Source organism: Lentzea alba (genome assembly GCF_047445655.1).
GTDB classification, from domain to species: Bacteria; Actinomycetota; Actinomycetes; order Mycobacteriales; family Pseudonocardiaceae; genus Lentzea; species Lentzea alba_A.
This window is the reverse complement of record NZ_JAJAEG010000015.1, coordinates 107,494-131,706: the sequence shown is the minus strand read 5'-3', so window position 1 is coordinate 131,706 and position 24,213 is coordinate 107,494. Positions and strand designations below refer to the sequence as shown.

General features: G+C 68.2%; 25 protein-coding genes. 15 read left to right on the top strand and 10 right to left on the bottom strand.

The annotated features are described in order from the left end of the window. Window positions 1-80: 80 nt before the first annotated feature. The gene (locus LFM09_RS25260; RefSeq protein WP_414099005.1) at window positions 81-1,040 is read right to left on the bottom strand and encodes an esterase-like activity of phytase family protein; all 960 of its coding nucleotides are present in this window, start codon (window positions 1,038-1,040) and stop codon (window positions 81-83) included. A 65-nt stretch (window positions 1,041-1,105) separates the two neighbouring features. Between LFM09_RS25260 and LFM09_RS25255 the strand changes: the two genes are divergently transcribed. After that, window positions 1,106-1,510 carry an SdpI family protein gene (locus LFM09_RS25255; protein ID WP_414099004.1) on the top strand — a complete coding sequence of 135 codons (405 nt, stop codon included), beginning with the start codon at window positions 1,106-1,108 and terminating at the stop codon, window positions 1,508-1,510. Between the two features lie 18 nt (window positions 1,511-1,528). Here the strand turns inward: LFM09_RS25255 and LFM09_RS25250 are convergent, their stop codons facing one another. After that, on the bottom strand, window positions 1,529-2,101 hold the full coding sequence (locus LFM09_RS25250) for a YqgE/AlgH family protein (RefSeq protein WP_414099003.1): 573 nt from the start codon (window positions 2,099-2,101) through the stop codon (window positions 1,529-1,531). A gap of 237 nt (window positions 2,102-2,338) precedes the next feature. Between LFM09_RS25250 and LFM09_RS25245 the strand changes: the two genes are divergently transcribed. Then, the gene (locus LFM09_RS25245; RefSeq protein ID WP_414099002.1) at window positions 2,339-3,679 is read left to right on the top strand and encodes an MFS transporter; all 1,341 of its coding nucleotides are present in this window, start codon (window positions 2,339-2,341) and stop codon (window positions 3,677-3,679) included. Here LFM09_RS25245 and LFM09_RS25240 read toward each other — a convergent pair. Together LFM09_RS25240 and LFM09_RS25235 are read right to left on the bottom strand one after the other, a co-directional pair. Then, entirely contained in the window at window positions 3,608-3,877 is a 270-nt protein-coding gene (locus LFM09_RS25240) for a LuxR C-terminal-related transcriptional regulator (protein ID WP_414099001.1), read from the bottom strand. The two genes, LFM09_RS25245 and LFM09_RS25240, sit on opposite strands and share 72 nt — an antisense overlap. An 81-nt stretch (window positions 3,878-3,958) precedes the next feature. Beyond that, window positions 3,959-5,395 (bottom strand): CCA tRNA nucleotidyltransferase, encoded by a 1,437-nt coding sequence (locus LFM09_RS25235; RefSeq protein WP_414099000.1) that lies wholly within the window; start codon window positions 5,393-5,395, stop codon window positions 3,959-3,961. Between the two features lie 42 nt (window positions 5,396-5,437). On the opposite strand from LFM09_RS25235, the gene LFM09_RS25230 reads away from it, so the two are divergent. The 9 genes from LFM09_RS25230 to LFM09_RS25190 all read left to right on the top strand — a co-directional run bounded on the left by LFM09_RS25230 (window position 5,438) and on the right by LFM09_RS25190 (window position 15,628). Continuing rightward, the gene (locus LFM09_RS25230) at window positions 5,438-5,956 is read left to right on the top strand and encodes an NUDIX hydrolase (protein WP_414098999.1); all 519 of its coding nucleotides are present in this window, start codon (window positions 5,438-5,440) and stop codon (window positions 5,954-5,956) included. Beyond that, window positions 5,953-8,256, top strand: a complete 2,304-nt coding sequence (locus LFM09_RS25225) for a DUF6049 family protein (RefSeq protein ID WP_414098998.1) — start codon at window positions 5,953-5,955, stop codon at window positions 8,254-8,256. Before LFM09_RS25230 ends, LFM09_RS25225 begins: the two co-directional genes overlap by 4 nt. Continuing rightward, the gene (gene murJ / locus LFM09_RS25220; RefSeq protein ID WP_414098997.1) at window positions 8,253-9,902 is read left to right on the top strand and encodes a murein biosynthesis integral membrane protein MurJ; all 1,650 of its coding nucleotides are present in this window, start codon (window positions 8,253-8,255) and stop codon (window positions 9,900-9,902) included. Before LFM09_RS25225 ends, murJ begins: the two co-directional genes overlap by 4 nt. A 36-nt stretch (window positions 9,903-9,938) precedes the next feature. Beyond that, complete coding sequence (locus tag LFM09_RS25215) at window positions 9,939-11,459, top strand: protein kinase family protein (RefSeq protein WP_414098996.1); 1,521 nt, start codon at window positions 9,939-9,941, stop codon at window positions 11,457-11,459. Between the two features lie 44 nt (window positions 11,460-11,503). Beyond that, complete coding sequence (sigM, locus tag LFM09_RS25210) at window positions 11,504-12,121, top strand: RNA polymerase sigma factor SigM (RefSeq protein WP_414098995.1); 618 nt, start codon at window positions 11,504-11,506, stop codon at window positions 12,119-12,121. Further along, the gene (locus LFM09_RS25205) at window positions 12,118-12,855 is read left to right on the top strand and encodes a hypothetical protein (protein ID WP_414098994.1); all 738 of its coding nucleotides are present in this window, start codon (window positions 12,118-12,120) and stop codon (window positions 12,853-12,855) included. The genes sigM and LFM09_RS25205 overlap by 4 nt, the downstream gene beginning before the upstream one ends. A gap of 78 nt (window positions 12,856-12,933) precedes the next feature. Further along, window positions 12,934-13,914, top strand: coding sequence for a thioredoxin-disulfide reductase (trxB, locus tag LFM09_RS25200; protein ID WP_414098993.1), 981 nt, complete (start codon window positions 12,934-12,936; stop codon window positions 13,912-13,914). Window positions 13,915-13,939: 25 nt separating this feature from the next. Then, window positions 13,940-14,269: a thioredoxin gene (gene trxA / locus LFM09_RS25195; RefSeq protein ID WP_414098992.1), complete on the top strand. Its 330-nt coding sequence runs from the start codon at window positions 13,940-13,942 to the stop codon at window positions 14,267-14,269. A gap of 219 nt (window positions 14,270-14,488) precedes the next feature. Then, window positions 14,489-15,628 carry an N-acetylmuramoyl-L-alanine amidase gene (locus LFM09_RS25190; protein ID WP_414098991.1) on the top strand — a complete coding sequence of 380 codons (1,140 nt, stop codon included), beginning with the start codon at window positions 14,489-14,491 and terminating at the stop codon, window positions 15,626-15,628. A 48-nt stretch (window positions 15,629-15,676) separates the two neighbouring features. Here LFM09_RS25190 and LFM09_RS25185 read toward each other — a convergent pair whose 3' ends face one another. Beyond that, window positions 15,677-16,309, bottom strand: coding sequence for a GNAT family N-acetyltransferase (locus LFM09_RS25185; protein WP_414098990.1), 633 nt, complete (start codon window positions 16,307-16,309; stop codon window positions 15,677-15,679). Window positions 16,310-16,445: 136 nt separating this feature from the next. Here LFM09_RS25185 and LFM09_RS25180 point away from each other — a divergent pair, with 136 nt between their 5' ends. Continuing rightward, window positions 16,446-17,762 (top strand): PLP-dependent aminotransferase family protein, encoded by a 1,317-nt coding sequence (locus LFM09_RS25180; protein ID WP_414098989.1) that lies wholly within the window; start codon window positions 16,446-16,448, stop codon window positions 17,760-17,762. Window positions 17,763-17,778: 16 nt separating this feature from the next. Then, window positions 17,779-18,723 (top strand): D-alanine--D-alanine ligase family protein, encoded by a 945-nt coding sequence (locus tag LFM09_RS25175; protein ID WP_414098988.1) that lies wholly within the window; start codon window positions 17,779-17,781, stop codon window positions 18,721-18,723. On the opposite strand, the gene LFM09_RS25170 is transcribed toward LFM09_RS25175, so the two are convergent. Beyond that, a complete protein-coding gene (locus LFM09_RS25170; RefSeq protein ID WP_414098987.1) occupies window positions 18,687-19,244 on the bottom strand; it encodes a winged helix-turn-helix domain-containing protein in 558 nt (185 codons plus the stop codon). The two genes, LFM09_RS25175 and LFM09_RS25170, sit on opposite strands and share 37 nt — an antisense overlap. A gap of 209 nt (window positions 19,245-19,453) precedes the next feature. On the opposite strand from LFM09_RS25170, the gene LFM09_RS25165 reads away from it, so the two are divergent. Beyond that, complete coding sequence (locus LFM09_RS25165) at window positions 19,454-19,789, top strand: hypothetical protein (protein WP_414098986.1); 336 nt, start codon at window positions 19,454-19,456, stop codon at window positions 19,787-19,789. Between the two features lie 86 nt (window positions 19,790-19,875). Here the strand turns inward: LFM09_RS25165 and LFM09_RS25160 are convergent, their stop codons facing one another. The 3 genes from LFM09_RS25160 to rsmG form a co-directional block, all read right to left on the bottom strand. Next, a complete protein-coding gene (locus tag LFM09_RS25160) occupies window positions 19,876-20,838 on the bottom strand; it encodes a ParB/RepB/Spo0J family partition protein (RefSeq protein ID WP_414098985.1) in 963 nt (320 codons plus the stop codon). Further along, complete coding sequence (locus tag LFM09_RS25155; RefSeq protein WP_414099116.1) at window positions 20,835-21,710, bottom strand: ParA family protein; 876 nt, start codon at window positions 21,708-21,710, stop codon at window positions 20,835-20,837. Before LFM09_RS25155 ends, LFM09_RS25160 begins: the two co-directional genes overlap by 4 nt. A gap of 92 nt (window positions 21,711-21,802) precedes the next feature. Continuing rightward, window positions 21,803-22,450 carry a 16S rRNA (guanine(527)-N(7))-methyltransferase RsmG gene (rsmG, locus tag LFM09_RS25150; protein WP_414099115.1) on the bottom strand — a complete coding sequence of 216 codons (648 nt, stop codon included), beginning with the start codon at window positions 22,448-22,450 and terminating at the stop codon, window positions 21,803-21,805. Between the two features lie 210 nt (window positions 22,451-22,660). Between rsmG and LFM09_RS25145 the strand changes: the two genes are divergently transcribed. Beyond that, window positions 22,661-23,119, top strand: coding sequence for a hypothetical protein (locus tag LFM09_RS25145; protein WP_414098984.1), 459 nt, complete (start codon window positions 22,661-22,663; stop codon window positions 23,117-23,119). A gap of 504 nt (window positions 23,120-23,623) precedes the next feature. On the opposite strand, the gene LFM09_RS25140 is transcribed toward LFM09_RS25145, so the two are convergent. Beyond that, window positions 23,624-24,187 carry a protein jag gene (locus tag LFM09_RS25140; RefSeq protein WP_414098983.1) on the bottom strand — a complete coding sequence of 188 codons (564 nt, stop codon included), beginning with the start codon at window positions 24,185-24,187 and terminating at the stop codon, window positions 23,624-23,626. Between the last annotated feature and the right edge of the window lie 26 nt (window positions 24,188-24,213).

Sequence of the window (24,213 nt, the reverse complement as noted above, 5' to 3'; positions counted from 1 at the left end):
CGGCCGCGCCGACCGTCTTGCGATCAGGTCTGCGCGGCTAAATAAGGAGCAGGCGGGCCGTGCTCATGTCGTCAACGGTATCAGCGCACCGCAAGCGCGATGAACTGGGTGACCTGGGAGGCGTTGAAGTTGTCGTCCGAGACCAGCCACAACGTGCCGTCCGGACCCCACGCCATGCCCTCCAGGTTGTCGGGCTTCGTGAACTTGCCCATGTCCGCGAGCAGCCGCTTCCTGTTGGACAACGGCCGGTACTCGAACAGGCGGACCTCGTTGCCGAGCGTCGGGCTGAACGACCGTTCGAGGGTCAGGTAGACGCCGGGGGACTTCTCCAGGATCGCCGTGACACCGGTGCTCGCGTCCGGCGCGAACAGCGGTTCCTGCTGGTAGCGGTACTGGGTGACGACCTGACCGGTGCGCGTCTGGACGATGATTCTGGAGACCGCGCCCTTCTCCGCGGTCGCCGGCGGGCCGTCCTGGAGCAGCGGGCCTTCGAGCGCGGTGACGACGAGACTGCCGCCGAACGCGAACGTGAGGCCTTCCAGCGCCTGGTTCTGCCGCGGCCCGGTCTCGGGCTTCATCTTGAGGTCTTCGGGCGTGGGCAGGCCGCGCTTGAACGAGCCGTCCGCGCGGCTGAACTGCACCGACGGGTCGATCAACGTGGTCGGCGTGCGGTCTCCCTCCTGGCTCCACAGCAGGTCACCGGTCCAGCGGTCCACCCGGACGTCCTCGGGATCGACCGTGCCAGGTGCGTATGGACCGTTGGGGCCGACGAGAGAGTGGACGTTCGTGAATTCGACGCCCCTGCGCGACAGCTTGCCCTCGTAGAACCGCGGCTTGACCCGATCGTCGCTGATCAGGATCCACTTGTTCGTGCGCTGGTCGTAGTCGAGACCGGAGATGCCACCGACCGTCGTACCGCCTACGACCAGGCCTTTCGGCACGACGTGTTCGCCGAGGAAACGGACCTCGGGGGAGTGCGCCTGCGCGGGAACCGCGATCAGGCCGAGCAGCACGGGGACGAGCAGAAGTCGTCTGAGCATGGCGCACAGCACACCTGACCGGGGTGACTGCCAGGTGAACTGCGGATCCGTCTTACCCTCATGTGGTGAACATCGTGCTGTCGGTCGTCCTGGGTGTGCTCGGCGTCGCTCTCGGCGCGGTCGGTCTGCTGGGTCTGCAGGGCAAGCTGCGCCGCAACCGCTTCGTCGGCGTGCGCACGGCCGCCGCGCTGCGCGACGAGGAGACGTTCGCACTGGCCAACCGCGTCGCCGGGGTGCCGAACGTCGCGGCCGGTGCCGTGGCGATCGTGTCGGGCGCGATGGCGTTCGTCATGGCCGACCTGGCCGTCACCGCTGGGATCATCGGACTGCTGGGCGCGCTCGTGATCGCGTTCGCCGGCGGGATCGTCGGCAGCCGTGCGGCAGCGTTGGTGCCGGAGCCGGTCAAGCCCAAGGGCTGCGGTGGCTGCGCCTGCGGTGGTGGCGGTTGCTCGCCGCTCGCCGGCCTGTGACCCGACGTTTCACGTAAATCAGTTGTCCCGGACGTCCTTGGGATAGGTGGACAGCAGCGACAGCGGCATGCCCTGCCGGCGCAGCACCCGTCCCCAGAGGTCGACCTTCGCGCCGACGAGCACGTCATCGGCGAGCCCGGTGACCACGATCCAGTCGCCGCGGTCGATCTCGCCCGCCAGCTGACCCTCGCCCCACCCGGAATAGCCCGCGAACACCCGCAGGCCGCGGACCAGCGGCATCAGGTCGTCCGGATCGGCGTCCAGGTCGATCAACGCCACCGGGCCCTGCACGCTGACCAGACCCTCGACCGAATCGGCGTCGGTGCCCGCCTTCAGGGCCGCCAGGCACAGCGCCGTCTTCTGCTCGACCGGGCCGCCGATGTAGATGCACTGCGGCTTCGTGACGTGTGGGCCCCACGGCGGCAGCACGTCGTGCACCGCCACCTCGGAGGGGCGGTTCAGCACAACGCCAAGGGTCCCCTCTGGACGTTGGTCGATGATGTAGACGACCGTGCGCGTGAAGTTCGGGTCGTTCAGGCTCGGGGCGGCAACCAACAGGGAGCCTGGCTCGACCTCGGCATCGGGACGCACGTCACCATGAAATCATCCGTGATCGCCGGAACAACTCAGGGCCGCGCCCCGTTAGACTCAGGTGTCGGATGTCTTTGTGTCCCCCGGGCTCAACAGACAACCGCCTTCGCGGAATACCGTACGGCTGGAGCCGCGTAGTGCACCGCGCCGTGAGGCGACCTGGCATCCGATCCAGGGGAGCCGGACCGAGAGGTCCGGCTTTCGTGGTTTTCACCCCAACGCGCATAGAGTGCAGCAGTGGCAACGGTTGCGGTGGAGAAGCACCACTGGGGATCACGCCGGTTCCTCGGCATTCCCGAGTACCGCAGGCTCCTCGCGACCCGGCTCGCCTCCCAGTGGGGTGACGGACTCTTCCAGGCCGGGCTCGCCGGCGCTGTGCTCTTCAACCCCGAACGTCAGGCCGATCCGGCTGCCATCGCGGCCGGGTTCGCGGTGCTCCTGCTGCCGTACTCGCTCGTCGGGCCGTTCACCGGGGCGTTGCTCGACCGGTGGGACCGCAAGAAGGTCATCGTCGTCGCGAACCTCACGCGCGCCGCGTTCGTCCTGCTCACCGCCCTTGCAGTCGGCGCAGGTCTGAGCGGACTCCCGCTCTACATCTCCGCCCTCGTCGTCATGGGCATCGGCCGGTTCGTCGGCTCCGGACTCTCAGCTTCACTCCCGCACGTCGTCGACGAGGACCACCTGGTCGAGGCGAACGCGCTGGCCACGACCGCCGGCGCGATCACGGCCGTGTTCGGCGCGGCGTGTGCGATCGGGTTCCGCACACTGCTCGGCGCCGGGGACGGCGGGTCGGGGTGGACCACCAGCATCGCCGTCGTGGGCATGCTGGGCAGCGCGTTCATCGCCAGCCGGTTCAAGGCCGGGGTGCTCGGGCCGGACGAGGTCGACGAGCCGCACAACGCGTTCAAGGCTGTCGCACGAGGTCTGCTGGACGGCGCGAAGGCCACCTGGCGCACGCCGAGCGTCACGGCCGGGCTCGCGGCACTGCTGGCGCACCGGGCGGCGTTCGGCATCAGCCTGATGATCACGCTGCTGCTGATGCGCTACAGCCTGGAGGACGTCGGCATCCTCAAGGCCGGCATCGGCGGGCTCGGCGAGGTCGCGATCGCGGGCGGCGCCGGAATCCTGCTGGCCGGCGTCTTCACCGACCGGATCGTCGACAGGTTCGGCACCAAGCGCACGATCTGCGGCGCGTTGATCCTCACCGGGCTCGCACAGGTCGGGCTCGGGCTGCCGATGACGCTGGTCAGCATCCTGCTGGCGAGCTTCGTGGTGATCTTCGCCGGTCAGATCGTCAAGCTTTGCGTGGACACCGCGGTGCAGCACGACGTCGGTGACGAAGTGCGTGGCCGGGTCTTCGCCCTGTACGACACGCTCTTCAACATCACGCAGGTCACCGCGGTGTCCATCACCGCGACGGTGATCCCCCTGGACGGGCGTTCGCCCGCTCTCATCATCATCGCCGCGAGTCTCTACCTGGTCGGTCTGGCCGCCTACCTGCTCCTGCTAGCGCGGAAACGGCAGGTGCAACATCCCGGCCTCGTGCGCGAAGACGACCGCAGCCACCCGATCGGGTAGATCCAGCCGCCGCAGGATGTCGGCGACCTCGTCGGCCACGCGCTGTTGACCGAAGCCGAGCACTCTCGCGATCTCGTGGTCGGCGTGACCACGCGCGAGGCACCTCAGCACGGCCCGTTGGTCGTCGGTCAGCTCACACAGGTCGTGTACTGCCGGACCTGAGGAAAGTCCCCAAGTGAACATCTGCACCACCCCCATGCGCACTCCCTTGCGCACTTCCATGGTGCAGCCCGGCGCTGTCAGTTCGCTAACGCGGGGATTTCATGCGCTCACGATGTGTCACTGAGATGGCGGAGTGATCCCCTGTTCGCGCGCCCAGTCGAGCAGCGCCGCCTCGGCCTCGTCGCGGTCCAGCGGCCCGCGGTCGAGCCGAAGCTCCTTGAGGAACTTCCACGCGGCGCCGACCTCCCGGCCCGGCGGCAGCCCGAGCAGCTTCATGATCTCGTTGCCGTCGAGGTCCGGCCGCACGCGCGCGAGGTCTTCCTCGGCGGCGATGCGCGCGATGCGTTCCTCAAGAGAGTCGTAGGTCCGCTTCAGCAGGTTCGCCTTGCGCTTGTTGCGCGTCGTGCAGTCGGCACGGACGAGCTTGTGCAGCCGCGTCAGCAGGTCGCCCGCGTCGGTCACGTAGCGGCGCACCGCCGAGTCGGTCCACTCGCCGTTGCCGTAGCCGTGGAACCGCAGGTGCAGGTAGACGAGCTTGGCGACGTCCTCGGTGATCTCCTTCGAGTACCGCAACGCCCGCAAGCGCTTGCGGACCATCTTCGCGCCCACGACCTCGTGGTGGTGGAACGAGACGCCGCCACCAGGCTCGAACCTGCGGGTGGCCGGCTTGCCGATGTCGTGCAGGAGGGCCGCGATCCTCAACACCAGATCAGGTGAATGATCATCTTCTTCAAGATCAATTGCCTGTTCCAGCACAACCAGCGAGTGGTGGAAGACGTCCTTGTGTTGATGGTGTTCGTCGATTTCCAGCTTCATGGCCGTGAGCTCTGGCAACACGATGTCGGCCAGACCGGTCTCGACCATGAGCTCGATGCCGCGGCGCGGGTGCGCGCCGCACAGGAGCTTCGAGAGCTCGACCTGCACGCGCTCCGGCGTGATGCGGGCGATCTCGCCTGCCATCGAGCGCATCGCCTCGATCACCCGCGGCGCGGCGGTGAAGCCCAGCTGGGAGACGAACCGCGCCGCCCGCAGCATCCGCAGCGGGTCGTCTCCAAACGACACTTCCGGGGCTGCTGGGGTGTCCAGGACCCCCTCTCGGGCGGCTTGAAGGCCTCCGGTCGGGTCCACGAACTCACCGGCCGCGATGTCGAACGCCATGGCGTTGACCGTGAAGTCGCGGCGGACCAGGTCGCCGTCGATGGTGTCGCCGAAGGTCACCTCGGGGTTGCGGGTCACGCCGTCGTAGGCGTCCGCGCGGAAGGTCGTGATCTCGATGATCTCGCCCTTCTTCGAGGCGCCGACCGTGCCGAACGCGATCCCGGTGTCCCATTGAGCGTCCGACCAACCGGACAAAATGGACTGGATCTCGGCCGGACGCGCGTCGGTCGTGAAGTCGAAGTCGTTCGTCGGGCGGCCCAGCACGGCGTCGCGCACACTGCCACCTACCAGGTAGAGGCGCTTGCCCTCGGCTGCGAACCGAGCGGCGAGCTCAGCGACGACGGGTGTGATGGCGGGAGCTTCCACCACCGCATTCTGCTGGAGCGATCGAGACACGAGAAACCAGCGTACTTAAGGTTCGTAAGTACGATCGGCCGTATGCCCCCGTCAGCCGCACGTTCCGGAGGAGGTCCCAAGCCGGGCCGCCGGAAGCGGCGCAGGGGCAGGCGGCTGAAGACCGTCGACGAGACGTCGGCAGGTGGCCTGGTGCTCGACGGCGAGCAACGGGCTGCGGTGATCGGCAGACTTGACCGGCGAGGCCGGTTGCTGTGGTCTTTGCCGAAGGGTCACATCGAGGCCGGCGAGACCGCGGAACAGACCGCGGTGCGCGAGGTCGCCGAGGAGACCGGTATTCATAGCAGGGTGCTTCGCCCGTTGGGGTCGATCGACTACTGGTTCGTCGCTGACGACCGCCGGGTGCACAAGACGGTTCACCACTTCCTCCTCGAAGCGCTGGGGGGAGAGCTTTCCGACGAAGACGTGGAGGTCACCGAGGTGGCGTGGGTGCCACTCGGCGAACTGGACGAGCGACTGGCATATGCCGATGAGCGCCGTCTGGTCCGCCGAGCCGCGGAACTGCTCGCCGAACGCTGCCGTAACGGGGCGGAGTCGGCGTGAGCTTGAAGAAGCTGGTCTGCACAGCAGCCGTCGCCGCGTTCGCGCTGGTCACAGCGCCTCCCGCAGGCGCGATCGAGCAGTCGCAACCGGACGAGGTCGACGCACTGCCGTTCCTGCCCGCGCCCGCCACCCAGGTGTGGGCGACCAGATCGCTCTCCGCACAGCCGGGCCAGCAGCCGCAGCAGTTCCTGCGGCTCGACATCGCCCAGCTGACCCCCCGGTTCGTGACAGGTGACTCACCGGGCACCGTCAAGATCACCGGCAAGATCGTCAACGTCGGTGACCGCAAGGTCTCCGACATCGTGCTGCGCCTGGAGCGCGGTGAGCCTCTCGACTCCGAGGACGACCTGCGCAAGGCGTTGCGGGAGCCCGCGGCCGCCGAGTTCATCCAGCCGAACTTCACCAAGGTCACGGACGAGCTGCAGCCCGGTCAGCAGCAGGACTTCACGCTCGAGGTGCCGTTGCGCGGCAACGCGCCCACCTCGCTCGCGATCGAGCAACCGGGCATCTACCCGATCCTCGCCAACATCAACGGCCGCCCGGACTACGGCGGCCAGGCGCGGCTCGCGGCGCTGTCGACCCTGCTGCCCGTGCTCGGCGTCCCCGGCGGCGAGACCAAGGGCAAGCCGGGCGCGCCGGCCAAGCTCACCGTGCTGTGGCCCATCGCGGACAAGCCGCGGATGGTCCGGCTCGGCGGCGAGGGCCAGTCCGAGCTGGTCGACGACGAGCTCGCGACGTCGCTCTCGGTCAACGGCAGGCTGTACGGCCTGCTGGAGGCCTACGAGAAGGCCATCGCGTCGATGAGCACCAGCATGTGCCTGGCGATCGACCCCGACCTGCTGCGCACCGTCGTGGCGATGACCACCGGGTACAAGGTGCGCGGTGGCACCGAGGGCAAGGGCAGGACCGAGGCCGAGCTGTGGCTCGACCGGTTGAAGCTCGCCGTCACCGGCCGTTGCGTGGTCGCGCTGCCGTACGCCGACGCCGACCTCGTGGCGTTGAACAGGGCGAAGCTCGGCAACATGCGCACGATCGCGCTGATCGACGGCCCCAGGATCATCCAGGACACCCTGTCCGTCCAGCCGCTGCCCGACCTGGTGTGGCCGGAGGACGGCGTCCTCGACCAGACGACGTTCGACGACCTGGCCACCCCGCTGGCCGAGCAGAAGTACCAGGGCATGAAGTCGGTCCTGCTCGACCCGACCGGCCTGACGGACGCTCCGGGCACCGCCCCGGTCGGCATCGCGGGCAAGCACCCGGTGACCGCCGTCAAGATCGACTCGATGGTCTCGGACGCGCTGCAGGGCAGTGACTCCCGGCAGCGCACGCTCTCCGGCGTCACCACGCCGGTCGAGAACCAGCCCGTGTCCGTGCAGAACGCGCTGGCGGTCCTGGTGTTCCGGGCCGGTTGGCAGGGCGACGGCCGCAACGTCGTGGTCACGCCGCCGCGCCGGTGGAACGCGCCGTTGGCGGAGATGACCGAGTTCCTCGGCGCCGCCCAGAAGCTGCTGGCCACCGGTTATGCGGCCCAGACCGGACTGGAGGAGCTGACCAGGGCGACGCCGTCGGTGAAGACCGCCAAGGTGGCGTACCCGCCGGAAGCCGGCGCTCGGGAGATCTCGCCCACCATCACCGACTCGGTGACCAAGCAGAGCACCGAGCTGAACGGCCTGGTCGCCGCGATGCAGCAGGCGGACACCGAAGCCGCGTCGCCGAACGACCTGGCCGGCCCGCTGTGGCTGGGCCTGCTGCGCACGATGTCCGGCGCCTGGCGGTCGAACGAACAGGGCGCCCGGTCCGCCGCCGACATCAGCCAGAGCGAGCTGAACGCGCTCACGGGCCAGGTCAGCGTCACGCCGCCGGCCAGCCCGATCCTGCTCGGCTCCGGCGACAGCCCGATCCCGGTCACCATCACGAACAAGCTCGACGTCCGCGTCACCGTGCGGATCGTCCTGGCCGACACGCCGGGCATCCGCAAGCTCGACCTCGCTGACCAGGTGCTTCCCGCCCGCGGCGAGCGGGTCGTGCGGGTGCCGGTCGAGGTGCTGCGCTCCGGCCGGTTCCCGGTCAACGTCCGTCTGACGACTCCCGAGGGCGTCGCTCTCGGTGACACTGTCAAGCTGGAGGTGTCGTCGTCCGCTTACGGCACCATCACGGTGATCGTCACCGTGATCGCCGCGATCGCGCTCGTCCTGCTCTCCGGGCGACGCATCTACAAGCGGGTCCGGGCTCGCAACGGCGAGAACGGCGGCGACGCACCGTCCATCGAGAACGTCACACCGGAGAAGTCGAGCGCGTGAGCGAGACAGCCCTGACCACCGAACCAGAGCAGCAGAAGCAGGCACCCTCGGTCGCCAGGGCCAGCGGCTCGATGGCGATCGCGACGATCGTCAGCCGCGTCACCGGCCTGCTGTCGAAAGTCCTGCTGATCGCGGTGATCGGCGCCGAGACCCTCGGTGACTCCTACCAGGCGGCGTCGACGCTGCCGACGATGATCAACGAGCTGCTCCTCGGCGGCGTGCTGACCAGCGTGGCGATTCCGCTGCTGGTCCGCGCCGAAAAGGAGGACAGCGACGGCGGTGAGTCGTACGCCCAGTGGTTGATCACCATGGGCACGTTGATCCTGGGTGTCGGCACGGTGCTGGCGATGATCTCCGCGCCGTTGCTGACCGACGTCTACATCTCGGACTCGCCGGACGCGAACCCCGAGCTCGTCACGGCGTTCGCGTACCTGGTGCTGCCGGGCATCGTCTTCTACGGCCTGACGGCGCTGCTCAGCGCCGTGTTGAACGCACGGCACGTCTTCGGCATCCCCACCTGGGCGCCGGTGCTGAACAACGTCGTGGTGATCGTCGTGCTCGGCGTCTACGCGATGCTGCCCGGCGAGCTCACGCTCAACCCGGTCCGGATGACGGACACCCACCTGCTGGTGCTGGGTCTCGGCACCGCGCTCGGTGTGCTGGTGCAGGCGTCCGTGCTGTTCCCGGCGTTGAAGAAGACCGGTTTCCGGTTCAAGTGGCGCTTCGGCTGGGACGCGCGCCTGTCGGAGTTCGGCGGCCTCGCGTTCTGGGTGCTGCTCTACGTCGGCCTCGGCCTGGCCAGCATGACGGTGCTGACGAACGTCGCGACGAGCGCCACGGGCACGCTGGTCGCGTTCAACTACCAGTGGCTGATCGCCCAGGTGCCGTACGGCGTGCTGGGCGTCTCGCTGCTGACCGCGCTGATGCCGAAGATGAGCCGGGCGGCCGCCCACAACGACAACGACTCGATCGTGCGCGACCTGCTGTTCGGCAACCGGATGTCGGCGATCCTGCTGATGCCGTTCAGCGCGCTGATGACGGTGTCCGGCCTGGCGATCGGTCTCGCGGCGTTCGCGTGGGGCAACTCCGGCGTCGAGGGCGGCACGAGGATCGGTCTCGCGCTCGCGCTCTCGGCGTTCGGTCTCGTGCCGTACGCGATCACGCTGCTGCAGCTGCGGGTCTTCTACGCGATGAAGGACGCCCGCACGCCGACGTTGATCCAGGCGTTGATCGTGGCGGTCCGCATCGGCCTGCTCTACCTGTTCCTCGCGGTGTCGACGCCCGGTGACGCGGCTCAGCTCGCCGTCGGCGTGTCGCTCGCGATGTCGCTCAGCTTCGTCTTCGGCGCGGTCGTCGGTCAGGTGTGGCTGCGGATCCGCCTGGGCCGGCTGCGCACCGGGTTCACCATCTGGACCGTCTGTCTCACCGTGGTGGCGTCCTCGCTGGCGTTCGCGGTCGCCAAGGGCGTGAACTGGCTGGTCCAGAACGCGATCGGGTTCTCGAACGTCGTTGTGGCCAGTTGGGTCGAGGTCGTTCTGGTGACTTTGATCGGTCTGCCGCTGTCGTTCGGCCTTTTGGCGGCTTTCCGAGTACCCGAGATGAAGCCGGCGATCGACAAGATCAACCGTTTGGTGCGGCGCCGGTGACTCCAGTCCGTGAGCGTCGTCCCGTACCCTCGTACCGTGAGTAGCGGAGTTCACGCCGCCCTTGTTCCCGGCGGCGTCATCGGCAACGGCCGCTACCGCCTGCTCGCGAAATCAGGAGCGGACGCCAGGTCCAACGCCGAGCTGTGGCGCGCCAGGGACGGTCAGCTCAACCGGGACGTCGCACTGACGGTCCTGCTCGGCGACCTCGCGGACAACGCGGCCGCCGCCCGTGCCCGCCGAACGGTCGAACGTGCGATGCACGCGGCGTCGTTCACGCATCCCGGCGTTTCGAGGGTGATCGACGTCCTCACGCCTGGCACCGGAATCCGCCCGGACGAGGGCATCCTCGGCATGGTCGTGGCCGAGTGGACCCAGGGCACCGACCTGATGGACCTGATCGCGGAGGGCCCGCTGCCGGCGGGAGCCGCGACCCGCCTGCTCGAACCGCTGGGCGCCGCCATCGAGGGCGCGCACCACGCCGGCCTGGTGCTGGGCGCCGACCACCCGCAGCGCATCCGGGTCACCTCGGACGGCCGCCTGCGCCTCGCGTTCCCCGGTCCGCGGCCGGACGCGATCGCGCGCGACGACGTCAAGGGCCTCGGCGCGATCCTGTACCTGCTGCTCACCGGCCGGTGGGCGCTGCCGGGCGGACCGAACGGAGTGCCGGTCGCCCCGACCGGGCCGGACGGGACCGTCGTGGCACCGAACGCCCTGCACCCGTACCTGCCGCACGAGCTGTCGTCCGTCGCCGTGCGGTCGCTGGAAGACACGTCGGTGGGCGGTATCCGCACGTCGGCGGCGATCCTGCAGGTCCTGAACCAGATCGCGGCCGAAGAGGCCGAGACCTCGCTGATCCAGGCCGTGTCGCCACGTGATCGTGATGACGACGACGAGGTCGTGTGGACGACTCAGCGGCCGAGGCAGGACAAGCAGCAGAAGAAGAAGCTGTGGATCAGCGTCGGTGTGCTGGCCGCGGCGACGCTCGCCGTGATCGTGTGGCTGAGCGTGCAGATCGTCGGGTTCTTCAGCGACGAGCCGTCCAAGGGCGGCGGCCCGACCGTGGTGATCGGCCAGACGGGTTCGAACGGCCAGTCCGCGCCTCCGCCCGCGCCGGCCGGACCGGTGCAGCCGGGCCAGATCGGCGTCTACGACGTGACGAACCAGCCGGACAACCAGAACCAGGCGAGCCGGGCGGTCGACAACAACGCGAACACGTTCTGGCGGACGGACAACTACTTCCAGCAGTTCCCAGCCCTGAAGCCGGGCATCGGGCTGATGGCGTCGTTCGCCGAGCCGGTGCGGCTGGCGTCGATCACCATCACGTCTCCGAGCGAGAAGACCCACGTGCAGATCCGGGTGGCGTCGGCACTGGACTCGCCGCTGGAGGAGACCAAGATCATCGGCGAGGGCGACCTGTCCAACGGGCAGACGCAGATCCAGCTCAGCGAGCACGAGCCGACCGGGCACGTGCTGATCTGGATCACCCAGCTGACCAACACCGGAGCGGGCAACAACCGCTCCGAGATCCGAGAGATCCTCTACACCAGGGCCCAGTAGCCCCTGTTCGGATGATCTGTGATCAGCCTCGCTAAAGTGCCTTCGTGACCGCCGCAGCCAGCTCGGACGCCGATCTCATCTCGGCCCACGCCGCAGGTGACCCCTACGCGTTCTCGGAGCTGGTCAAACGGCACCGCGACCGGATGTGGGCGGTGGCGTTGCGGACGCTGCGGGACCCGGAGGAGGCCGCGGACGCGCTCCAGGAGGCCTTCATCTCGGCCTTCCGCGCCGCGTCGACGTTCCGCGCTGAGTCACAGGTCACCACCTGGCTTCACCGGATCGTGGTGAACGCGTGCCTCGACCGGATGAGGCGACGACAAACAAGACCGACAGTGCCCCTGCCCGAGGCCGGTCCCGGCGAACCCGTCGCTCCGCGGGACGCGATGAGCGACCGCGAGACCAGCCTCATCGTGCAGGAAGCGCTGATGGAGCTGCCGGAGGAGCAGCGCGCGCCCATCGTGCTCGTGGACGTCGAGGGCTACTCCGTCGCGGAGACGGCCCAGCTCCTGGGCATCGCGGAAGGCACGGTCAAGAGCAGGTGTGCGCGAGGTCGCGCGAAGCTCGCCAAAGTTCTCGGGCACCTCAGGAACCGAATCGCAGATGCGAACGTCCCAGCTGACGGTGTGAATGTGCAAGAGCAACGTCAGTGGGAGGGCCGATGACCGGCATGGAGCGCGTGCCGATGGGTCCGCCGTGGTCGGTAGACCTCATCGCGGACCTGCACGCGGGCGTGCTGCCCCCTGAGGTCGCCGCACAGCTGCGTCCACGGGTGGAGGCAGACCCTGAGGCCAGGGAGATCCTGCAGGCGCTGGACGCCACTCTGGCGGACCTGCACGGGTTGCCGTCGATCCCCATGCCCGACCACGTGGCCGCGCGGATCGACGCGGCGCTGGCCGCCGAGGCCCGTCCAGCCGCGCCCGTCGTGTCGCTGGACGAGGCCCGCAAGCGCCGCAACCGCAGGCTCGGCATGGGCGGTGGCGTGCTGGTCGCGGCCGCCGCGGCGTTCGGCATCGTGCTGGCCGTCTCCCCTGCCGGGAACCAGGCGAACACACCGCCGGCCGCGCAGGAGACACCCACCACGAACTCGAACGCGTCCGCACCGCTCGCCCTGAAGCGCGACGAGCTGGGCACCGCGGTCGGCGACGTGCTCAAGGCGCAGAACTACGGCCCGTTGGAGACCCCGGACCGTCTGGCCGGCTGCCTCAAGGGCGGTGGCATCACCAGCTCGGGCAACCCGCTCGGCATCAGCCCGATCAACCTGGAGGGCAAGGACGCCGTCATGGCGATCCTGCCTGCGGGTCTCGGGCAGTACCGCCTGGTCGTGCTGGACCCGAAGACCTGCGGGCCGGACAAGCCGGAAGGCGTTCTCGCGGACACCACCGTGGGCCAGAGGTAGTCGCTCACGTCACGGAATTAGCGGCACCTACGATCCGTTGAGCCAGACAGACGACGAGATCGAGGAGTTGCTGGGGCCGTGAGCGTGCGCAACGTGATCATCATCGGATCGGGGCCCGCGGGCTACACCGCGGCGGTGTACGCCGCTCGCGCGCAGCTCGAGCCCCTGGTCTTCGAGGGTTCGCAGTACGGCGGCGCCCTGATGACGACGACCGAGGTGGAGAACTACCCCGGCTTCCGCGACGGCATCATGGGCCCGGAGCTCATGGAGCAGATGCGCGAGCAGGCGCAGCGCTTCGGTGCCGAGTTGCGGGCCGAGGACGTCGAGTCCGTCGAGCTGACCGGCGAGATCAAGAAGGTCGTCGCCAACGGCGTCGAGTACGAGGCCAAGGCCGTCATCCTCGCGATGGGTGCCGCTGCCCGTTACCTGAACATCCCCGGTGAGCAGGAGCTGCTCGGCCGCGGTGTGTCGGCGTGTGCGACGTGCGACGGCTTCTTCTTCCGCGACCACGACATCGCGGTCGTCGGTGGCGGTGACACGGCGATGGAGGAGGCGACGTTCCTCACCCGCTTCGCCAAGTCGGTCACGGTCATCCACCGCCGTGAGGAGTTCCGCGCCTCCAAGGTCATGCTCGAGCGCGCCCGCGCCAACGAGAAGATCAAGTGGCAGCTGAACACGCAGGTCACGGACGTGCTGGGCGACGGCACCGTGTCCTCCATCAAGGTCAAGGACACCCAGACGGGCGCCGAGTCCGAGCTGCCCGTCACCGGTTTCTTCCTGGCGATCGGCCACGACCCGCGCTCGGCGCTGGTCAAGGGCCAGGTCGACCTCGACGAGGAGGGTTACGTCCTGACGAAGGACAAGTCCTCCTACACGAACTTGGACGGCGTGTTCGCGGCCGGCGACCTCGTCGACCACGAGTACCGCCAGGCCATCACCGCCGCCGGCTCGGGTTGCAGCGCCGCGATCGACGCGGAACGGTGGCTCGCCGAGCGCGGTGAAGAGCACGCCGAGATCGCCGCTGAGGCCGTCGGTGGCGGCTACGGCAAGAGCAACTGAAGTTTCTGCGATTTAGGGAGAGAACATGGCAGGCGCCACCGTCACGGTGACCGACAAGTCGTTCGCGGACGACGTGCTGACCAGCGAGAAGCCCGTACTGGTCGACTTCTGGGCGACCTGGTGCGGCCCGTGCAAGATGGTTGCGCCGGTGCTGGAGGAGATCGCCGCCGAGCACGGCGAGAAGCTCACCATCGCCAAGGTCGACATCGACGCCAACCCGTCGATCGCCCGTGACTACCAGATCATGTCCGTGCCGACGCTGATCCTGTTCCAGGGCGGCCATCCGGTGAAGCAGATCGTCGGCGCGAAGCCCAAGGCGGCGCTGCTCAACGACCTGCAGGACGTTCTGGCCTGACGAAAAAACTTGCATGGGCCAATAAGTCCAGTGCAACGCGCAACGTGACCCGCCCGTCTATCGATAAGACGGGCGGGTCACGCTTGTCAGGTACCGGGAAAGTGATCTCGGTGCGACTGTGAGTAGCCCTGCATCGATCACTGAACGTCGCAGGGCACAATGAGGACTTCCCAACTGACGCGCCGACCAAGTATCGGCGCCCTAGTCGAGCGAGGGTGCATGCAGCTGCTCCGCCGCGGGGACGTCGGAAGTGATGTTGCCGAGATCAGGTCGACCCTGACCAGGCTCGGCATGCTTCCGCCGGCCGACCCCCAGGCGCCGCCGGAGTTCGACCAGCAGGTCGAGCACGCCGTGCGCGCGTTCCAGCAGCAGCGGGGGCTGATCATCGACGGCATCGTCGGCCCGGCTACCTACCGCGCGTTGCGCGATGCCACGTTCTCACTCGGCGACCGGCCGCTCGCGTTCCTGATGTCGCAGCCGACCACCGGTGACGACGTGCTGATGCTGCAGGAACGCCTGCTGGAGCTCGGGTACGACGCCGGTCGTGCGAACGGCGTGTTCGGTCAGCAGACCGAGCAGGCGCTGAAGAACTTCCAACGCGACTACGGACTGATCGTGGACGGCATGTGCGGTCCGGACACCGTGCGCGCGTTGCGTCAGCTCCAGCCGAAGGTCCGCGGTGGCCGTCCGGTGCTGCTGCGTGAGCAGGAGCAGGTCCGCACGGCCGGTTCGCGGCTGTCGGGCAAGCGAATCGTCATCGACCCCGGCCACGGCGGTCAGGACCGCGGCGTGGTGGTGGAGGGCGTCTCCGAGGCCGACCTGATGCTGGACCTGGCCCGCCGCCTTGAAGGCAAGATGGCCGCCACCGGCATGGAGGCGTTGCTGACGCGCGGGCCGAACAACTGCCCCGATGAAGCAGAGCGCGCCCGGTTCGCGAACGAGGCCGGCGCCGACCTGATCCTGTCGTTGCACGCCGACGGCAACGGGTCGCCACACGCGCAGGGCGTGGCGACGTTCCACTACGGCACGGGCAACGGCACGTCGTCGACGGTCGGTGAGGCGCTGGCCGGGTTCATCCAGCGCGAGGTCGCCGCCCGCACGTCGATGCGCAACTGCGGTACGCACCCGAAGACGTGGGACCTGCTGCGGCTCACCCGCTGCACGGCCGTCCGCGTCGAGGTCGGCTACCTGACGAACGCCGAGGACCGCGCGCGCCTGGCCACGCCTGGTTTCCGCGACATCGTGGCCGAGGGCATCCTCGTGGCCGTGAAGCGTCTCTACCTGCTCGGCAAGGACGACCAGCCGACGGGCACGTTCACGTTCAACGACCTGCTGCGCTACGAGATGTCGAAGAGCTGATCGAGCTGACGAAAAAGGGCCCCTTCGCAGGGGCCCTTTTTCATGTGGTCAGACGGGGCGGAAGCTCGGTTCCGCGGTGGAGACGGTGACGCTGTTGAGGAGACGTTCCAGCGCTGCCTCGACATCTTCCTTCCACGTGATGGCGCTGCGCAGCTCCAGGCGCAACCGGGGCCAGCGCGGGTGCGGCCGCACGGTCTTGAAGCCGACGCTCGTGAGGAACTCAGCCGGCGTGACGCAACTGCGCTCTTCTTCGTCCGGGCGCATGTCGCCGAACGCCTCGATGGCCTTCACGCCACGACGCGTCAGATCCTTCGCTACGGCCTGTACGAGCACGCGCGCGAGTCCTCCCCCTCGGAACTCGGGAAGAACCTCCAGCGACGTCATGAGAACCGCGTCCGGGCTCACCGGAGACGTGGGGAAGGCTGCGCTGCGCGGAACGGCCGCAGGTGGTGCGTAGAACACCGAACCAGCGGGAATGCCGTCGCAGTAGATGAGCCGGCCGCACGAGCCCCATTCGAGCAGGACGCTGGAGACCCAGGCTTCCTTCTCGAACTCGGTGTCGCCGTACTCTTCGGCCTGTTCACGCAGGTGAGGGGCAAGTTCCCAGAAAACGCACGTCCTGCTGTGCTTGGAGAGATGCTCCAGGTTGTCCAGCGTGACGCCCACAACGCGTCGCGACACCCCGACCTCCACCCCTCGGCACACACACAGTGAACCCATACGAGGGTAGGCGAATGTGACGGAACCGGGAAGGCACGTGCCCTGAACGGGACGACGGTTACACTCCCTCGGGACGTTTCCCATTCAGGAGTCCCACATGACTGTGCCCGGACAGCCCGCAAAGCAGGGCCCCAGAAGCCTTGATCCCCACCTCCGTCGCTACGCAGCGCGCACGGCAGGGATGACGGCATCGGAGATCCGGGCACTTTTCGCAGTCGCATCCCGTCCTGAGGTCGTGTCGCTGGCCGGAGGCATGCCGCACCTCGCGGCTCTTCCGCTGGAGTCGCTGTCCGCGGAGATCGGCCAGCTCGTGGCCTCCGAGGGTCTGGTGGCCCTGCAGTACGGCTCGGCGCACGGTGTTCCGTTGCTGCGCGAGCAGATCTGCGACGTGATGGCGCTCGAGGGCATCAACGGCCACCCGGACGACGTGGTGGTGACCGTCGGCTCGCAGATGGGCCTCGACATGGTCACCCGGATCTTCTGCGACCCCGGCGACGTGGTGATCGCGGAGGGGCCTTCTTATGTGGGCGCCCTCGGGTCGTTCACGGCGTATCAGGCGCACGTCGTGCACGTCGCGATGGACGCTGACGGGCTCGTGCCGTCGTTGCTGCGAGAGGCCCTTGAGGCCTGCAAACGCGCTGGTCAGCGGGTCAAGTTCCTCTACACGATCCCGAACTTCCACAACCCGGCCGGCGTGACGCTGGCGGTGTCGCGGCGAGCCGAGATCCTGGAGATCTGCCGCTCGTACGGCGTGCTGGTCGTGGAGGACAACCCGTACGGGCTCCTCGGCTTCGACGGTCAGACGTACCCGGCGCTGCGGTCGATGGACCCGGACAACGTTGTGTACCTCGGATCGTTCTCCAAGACGTTCGCCGCCGGCCTGCGGGTCGGCTGGGTGCTGGCGCCGCACGCCGTCCGCGAGAAGCTCGTGCTGGCGGCCGAGTCGGCCACGCTGTGCCCGCCCACGCTGAACCAGATGATCGTGTCGCGGTATCTCTCGACCCAGGACTGGAAGGGTCAGATCAAGACGTACCGCGAGGCCTACCGCGAACGCAGGGACGCGGCGGTGTCCGCTCTGGAGCAGCACATGCCGCAAGGTTCCACGTGGAACATTCCGGATGGCGGCTTCTACGTCTGGGTGACGGTGCCCGAGGGCATCGACACGAAGGCGATGCTGCCCCGAGCCGTGACGGCCCGCGTGGCCTACGCGTCCGGCACCGGTTTCTACGCGGACGGCTTCGGCTCCCGCCAGCTGCGGATCTCGTACTGCTACCCGACCCCGGAACGCATCCGCGAGGGCGTCCGCCGCCTCGCGAACGTCATCGAGGAAGAGATGCAGCTGCACGCGACGTTCGGGGCGACGCCGGGCCGCCAGCTGTCCGGGCCGCAGACCCCGTCGCCCGACACCGCCTGATCCTTGGAGTTTTGTTGTGGCTGACCGCATGGTCGCTGTGCTGTCCGGTGGGCTCTCCCACGAACGCGAGGTCTCGATCCGCTCCGGTCGCCGTCTTTCGGCCGCCCTGCGATCAGTCGGCCTGACCGTGGAGGAGTGGGACGCCGACGCTTCTCTGGTCAAGCGCCTGCGTTCCGAACGCCCGGACGCTGTCGTCGTCGCTCTGCACGGCGGCGAGGGCGAGAACGGCTCGGTGCAGGCGATCCTGGAGATGTTCGGCATCCCGTACGTGGGCACCGACTCACGGGCGTGCCGCCGCGCGTGGGACAAGCCGACCGCGAAGGCCGAACTGGCCCGCGCCGGCCTCGTCACGCCGGAGTGGATCGTCCTGCCGCACGCGACGTTCCGCGAGTTGGGCGCGCAGCCGGTGCTGGACGCGATGGTGTCCACTCTCGGCCTGCCGCTGATGCTCAAGCCGGACCAGGGCGGGTCCGCGCTGGGTGCCCAGGTGGTGCGGAACGCCGCCGATCTGCCCGCAGCGATGGTGGGGTGCCTGGCGTACGGCGACACCGTGCTGGCCGAGCAGTTCATCTCGGGCGTCGAGGTGGCTGTCACCGTGGTGGACGGTCCGGACGGGCCGTCCGCGTTGCCGGCAGTCGAGATCGTGGCGGAGACCGGTGTCTACGACTACACCGCCCGGTACACCGCTGGGTTGACCGACTTCCACGCGCCGGCTCGGCTGGAGCCTGCCGCTGCCAAGGCGGTGGGGGAGTTGGCCGTCGCCGCGCACCGGTTGCTCGGGCTGCGGGACGTGTCGCGGACCGACGCGGTGGTGGCTGAGGACGGCACGGTCTACTTCCTCGAAGTGAACGTGTCGCCGGGGCTCACCGAGACGTCGTTGCTTCCGATGGCCGTTGAGGCGGCGGGGAAGTCGTTGGGCGAGATCTACGCCGGTTTGATCGAGCGCGCTGTCGCTCGCTGAGGTTCGAGCAGAGCACGGCCGAGCGGCGTGACCATGTGCCGCACGGTGTTCCGCACGCGCAGGCTGATGATCAGCCCGGCGCTCCGCAGAAGGCTGGCGTGCTCACTGGCCGAGGACGGGGAGATCGCGAGGTACTTCGCGATCTCCCCGCTCGACCTGCTGTCACCTGACGCGATGAAGTCCAGGGCGGCTGCCCTTGTTCGGCCCATGAGGCGAACGACCGTGCTTGGCGTGGCTCCCCGTGGAACAAGTGCCTCAGGGTCGACCGGATAGGTCAGGACGCCATCGGTGAGGGTGACGGTGCCGCCAGGACTGAAGATCGGCTGGAGGACCAGCCCCTTGCCGTTCAGGTGGACGCTGGCGTGCGGCAGGCCGTGGATCTCCAGTACCGGGCGAACCCAGCGGATCGTCGGGTGCAGGCCCGTCAGCAACGCCTCCACACCGCCGTCGAGGAAAGCGCGGGCTCTGGCTTCTCGTTCCGCCGCCACTGATTGCGGCTGACAGGCTCCTGCCTTGGCCATGCGGATCGCTGTCAGATCTTGTGGCGTGAGTTGAACACGTAGCACCGTTTGGTCCCCCCAGACCCGAATTCGTCTCGAACCTAGCAGCGCCTAGATCACCACGTCGGGTCTTTCGGGCGTGACCGAAAGTCAGTGCGCTCTTCTCAGCCGACCAGCAGTCTCGTTGCGGGCGCTGATCGGCGTCCACTCCCTGGGGGAAGGACCTACCTGTGCGCAAACTGCTGGTGTCCACAACGCTCGCGGCGGCTGCTGTCGTCGGGCTCGCTACTCCGGCCTTCGCCATCACGCTGGTCAACTGCGCGCCGGACAACGGGCAACTCAAGATCTCGCACGTCCTGCCGAACGGCGCTGCGGTCGCCACCTGCTTCGCCAACGCCGGATCGGCCAACACCGACTTCCCGCGGAGCTACCACCTGAGGGCCGGCAACAACAGCGGCTACGTCGACTTCATCGACACGGACGGCGTCGCGCGATTCCGGAACTTCAGCCACTGGTCGAACCACAACCTGGGCAGTGTTCGGATCACGAAGGTGCGGATTTTCTGATCCACAACGCGGTGACGCCCCGTAGCTTTTCAGCTGCGGGGCGTCATCGTCACCGTGACATAAGGCCCATGGGTGATCCTATGGGCCTACTCCGATGTCCGAATTGTCGTATTCGGGCTGATCATTCCGACGATGCGCTCAAGATCGTCAACTGACCCGAATTCGACGACGATCCGGCCCTTTCGCTGCCCGAGTTCGACCTTCACGCGGGTGTCGAAGTTGTCCGAGAGGCGCTCGGCGAGCTCCTGCAGACCGGGCGCGTGCATCTGCTTGCGCGGAGCCTGCTTGGCCTTGGCCGGCCGCTCGTTCTTGGCGATCGTCACCGCTTCCTCGGTCGCGCGGACCGACATGCCCTCCGCGACGATCCGGGCGGCGAGGTCTTCCTGGGCGCCGGCGTCGTCCAGACCGAGCAGTGCGCGAGCGTGACCGGCGCTCAGGACGCCTGCCGCGACCCGGCGCTGGACGGGGAGAGGGAGCTTGAGGAGACGGATGGTGTTCGTGACGACCGGGCGGCTGCGGCCGATGCGGTCGGCCAGCTCCTCATGCGTCACGCCGAACTCTTCGAGCAGCTGCTGGTAGGCCGCCGCCTCTTCGAGCGGGTTGAGCTGGACGCGGTGGATGTTCTCCAGCAACGCGTCGCGCAGCATCACGTCGTCGGCGGTCTGCCGCACGATCGCCGGGATCGTCTTGAGGCCCGCCTGCTGAGTGGCCCGCCACCTGCGCTCGCCCATGACGAGCTCGTAGGTGTCGGCGGTGAGCTCCCGCACCACGATCGGCTGCATGAGCCCGAACTCCTTGATGGAGAACGACAGCTCATCGATCGCGTCCTGGTCGAACACCTGGCGCGGCTGCTTGGGGTTGGTCTTGATCGCGGTGACCGCGACCTCGCGGTAGACCGCACCCGCGACCTCACCGATCGGCTGCTGGGTCTTCGTCGCCCCGTTCCCGGCCGCGGCGGGCCGGATGGTGCTGGGCGCACCGGGCGGAGGTCCCTGGGGAATCAATGCGGCCAGGCCGCGCCCGAGTCCGCCCTTGCGCTGCTCCGTCATGCGCCCTCCTCCTTCGCCCCACGCACGGCGATCTCCTTGGCGGCGTCGAGGTAGCTCATCGAACCGCGCGAGCCTGGGTCGTACGTCAACACCGTCTGTCCGAATCCTGGTGCCTCGGAGACCTTCACGCTGCGCGGAATGACCGTCTTGAGGACCGTGTCGCCGAAGTGGCCGCGGACCTCGCTGGTCACCTGGTCGGCGAGCTTCGTGCGGCCGTCGTACATCGTCAGGAGGATCGTGGAGATGCCGAGGTCCGGGTTGAGGTGCTGCTGCACGAGCTCGATGTTGCGCAGCAGCTGGCTCAGCCCCTCCAGCGCGTAGTACTCGCACTGGATCGGGATGAGGACCTCCTGGGCGGCGACCATCGCGTTGACGGTCAGCAGGCCGAGGCTCGGCGGGCAGTCGATGAAGACGTAGTCCGGGTTGATCGCGTCCAGCGCTTCCGGGCTCAGCGCTTCCTTGAGCCGCGACTCACGGGCGACCATCGAGACGAGCTCGATCTCGGCGCCGGCGAGGTCGATCGTGGCGGGCACGCAGTAGAGGTTCGGTGACGTGGGGCTGACCTGAGCGGCCTCGGCGATGGAGATCTCGCCGATGAGCACCTCGTAGACGGACGGCGTGCCGGAGCGGTGCTCGACCGCGAGCGCCGTGCTGGCGTTGCCCTGCGGGTCGAGGTCGATCACGAGCGTCTTGAGCCCGTGGATGGCGAGAGCCGCGGCGAGATTCACCGTGCTCGTCGTCTTGCCGACGCCACCCTTCTGGTTGGCCACGGTCATCACCCGGCGATGGGTGGGCCGGGGGAGCGCTGACTCATCGGGGTGCAGCACGCTTGCCGCACGAGCCGCCTCTTCTGCAATCGGGGTCCACACCACGGCGCTGTCATCTCCGTTGTTGGTCGGCTTGGCTTTGGGCTTGGAGTCGGTTTCACGTGGAACATCGGCTGCTTGGAACTCCGGGTACACGCTCACCGATCCCTCCTCGTCTGGCGCTCGACGATCAGCACCGTCGTAGGCACCTCAAGTACATCCGCTCCCACGACGACGACCCTGCCGTTGACGCCCCCAACGCGTCCCACAGCGACCCCGTCGCGATCGAGCTCCTCCTGCGCACGCTCACCCTTGAGCGCGACCATCTGCCCGCCACCCTTGAGGAGCGGAAGGCACCACTTCGCGAGCTTCTCCAACGGCGCCACGGCCCGCGCGGTCACCACGTCGCAGTTCTTCAGCTGCGCCCGGATCGGACCTTCTTCCGCCCGTCCGCGGAGGACCGTCACGTTGTCGAGCGCGAGCCGCTCCTTGACTTCCTCGAGCCATGCGATGCGGCGCGCCATCGGCTCCAGGAGCGTGATCCTCAGGTCCGGCCGCGCGATGGCGAGCGGCACGCCCGGCAGCCCCGCTCCCGAGCCCACGTCGACCACGCGCGCGTTCTGATCGAACAGCTCCTCGATGACCGCCGAGTTGAGCACGTGGCGATCCCAAATCTTGTCGACCTCGCGAGGACCGATGAGTCCGCGCTCGACGCCGTGCTCCTCCAGGAGCCTGACGAACTCGGCGGCACGGTCCACGTGCTCACCGAAGACGAGCTTCGCGTTGTCGGGCAACTCCCCGGCCATGTTCTCCGTCCGTGAGCGTTTCACGTGAAACCACGCGGCGGCGGCGTTCCGGCGGCCGGGTGGAAAAGCTGGCGAATGCCAGGGCACCATCATGACGGATCGACCATGCGCTCCGCCAAATCCTGAGCGCTGTTTCACGTGAAACTTGGGGGAAAGTTGCGTCCTCGTGTCTACACGGTCGCCCATGAGGGGCCTGGGATCGTTTCGACGATGGGGCACCCGCCGGGTGGGGAGTTGTTGGCGCCCTATGTTCGGGGGCTGCGGCGGCTTGGGGTTGATGTGCTCGTGTCGGCTCAGACCGATGAAGAGCGGGTTGAGTGCGATCTCGTTTCACAGGCCGAGGTCGTGGCTGCGGCTGGGATGAAGTTCGTGTGTGTGCCGATTGAGGATCGAACGGCGCCGCTTGGGGATGCCGTGGTGGAGCCTCTGGCTGAGCTCTACTCGTTGTATCTCGCTGGGGCTCATGTGGTGTTCCACTGCTGGGCTGGGATTGGGCGGTCTTCGTTGTTGGCCGCTGTGTTGTTGGGGATGGACGGAGTGGAGCCTGAAGCCGCTTGGACGTTGATCTCGGCTGCTCGGGGGTTTCCGGTGCCGGACACTGCGGAGCAGGAGGCTTGGCTCGCTGAGTGGTGGGCGGCTCGGGATGGTCGGTTTCACGTGGAACAGTGAGGGGGCGGGCTCGCTTCGTGTCGCCGTTTCGGGCGGGTCACCTTGCGGTGGCGGGCACCGGATACCAGGCGGGCGGGTCAGCTTGCCTGCGCCGGCGCCGATTCCAGCGGAAGAGTCGCCTTGCGTGCGTGGCCGGGGCGGGCCGTTGGACGGGCCGAGTCACGCATCGCCGCTGCGCGACGATTGCGAGCAGCGTGGGCGCGTTGGCACGACACGTCACCGCCTCCGCTACCCGTGCGGGTTGCAGTCCTGTCCGGCCGCTTCGCCTCCCCACTGCGGAAGAGCGGTGGCTTGGCTTCGCCGTTGCCCTGCGTGGCAGCAGGTCTGTCCGGCTCGCTTCAGATCGCCACCGCGGAGGGTCGCTTGCCTTCAGCTTCGCCCATCCACCCGGTCGAGCTGCGAGCCGTATCTCGTCATGTCGACAAGTCGGCATCACGTCTGAGCACGGACAGCAAACGGCCCCTGGTTCCGGGTGGAACCAGGGGCCGTTGTGAAGCTGGACCGTCAGTCCTTCGGGAAGATGATGACCCGACGCTGCGGCTCCTCGCCTTCGCTCTCGCTGTGCACGCCCGCGACCGCGGCAACGGCGTCGTGGACGACCTTGCGCTCGAACGGGGTCATGGGGTGCAGGCGGGCGCGCTCGCCGGAGGCGACCACCTTTTCTGCGGTGGAGCGGCCGAGCTCTGCCAGCTCGGCGCGGCGGCCTGCTCGCCACTGGGCGATGTCCAGCATCAGGCGGGAGCGGACGCCCGTCTCCTGCTGGACGGCCAGGCGGGTGAGTTCCTGCAGCGACTCCAGGACGTTGCCGCGGGGGCCGACCAGCTTCGAGAGGTCCTCGCCGCCGTCGATGCTCACGACCGCGCGGCCGCTTTCCACGTCCAGGTCGATGTCGCCGTCGTAGTCGAGCAGGTCCAGCAGGCGCTCGAGGTAGTCGCCTGCGATGTCGCCTTCCTGGACGAGCAGGTCCTCGGTCTTGCTCTGCGACTGCGGCTCGGCCTCGGCTCCAGTTTCGGCCTCAGCCGACGACGACGCCTCCACGTCGTCGGTCGCCTGCAAGGTCTCCGACACGATGTCTCCTCTCCGGGGCAACGCCC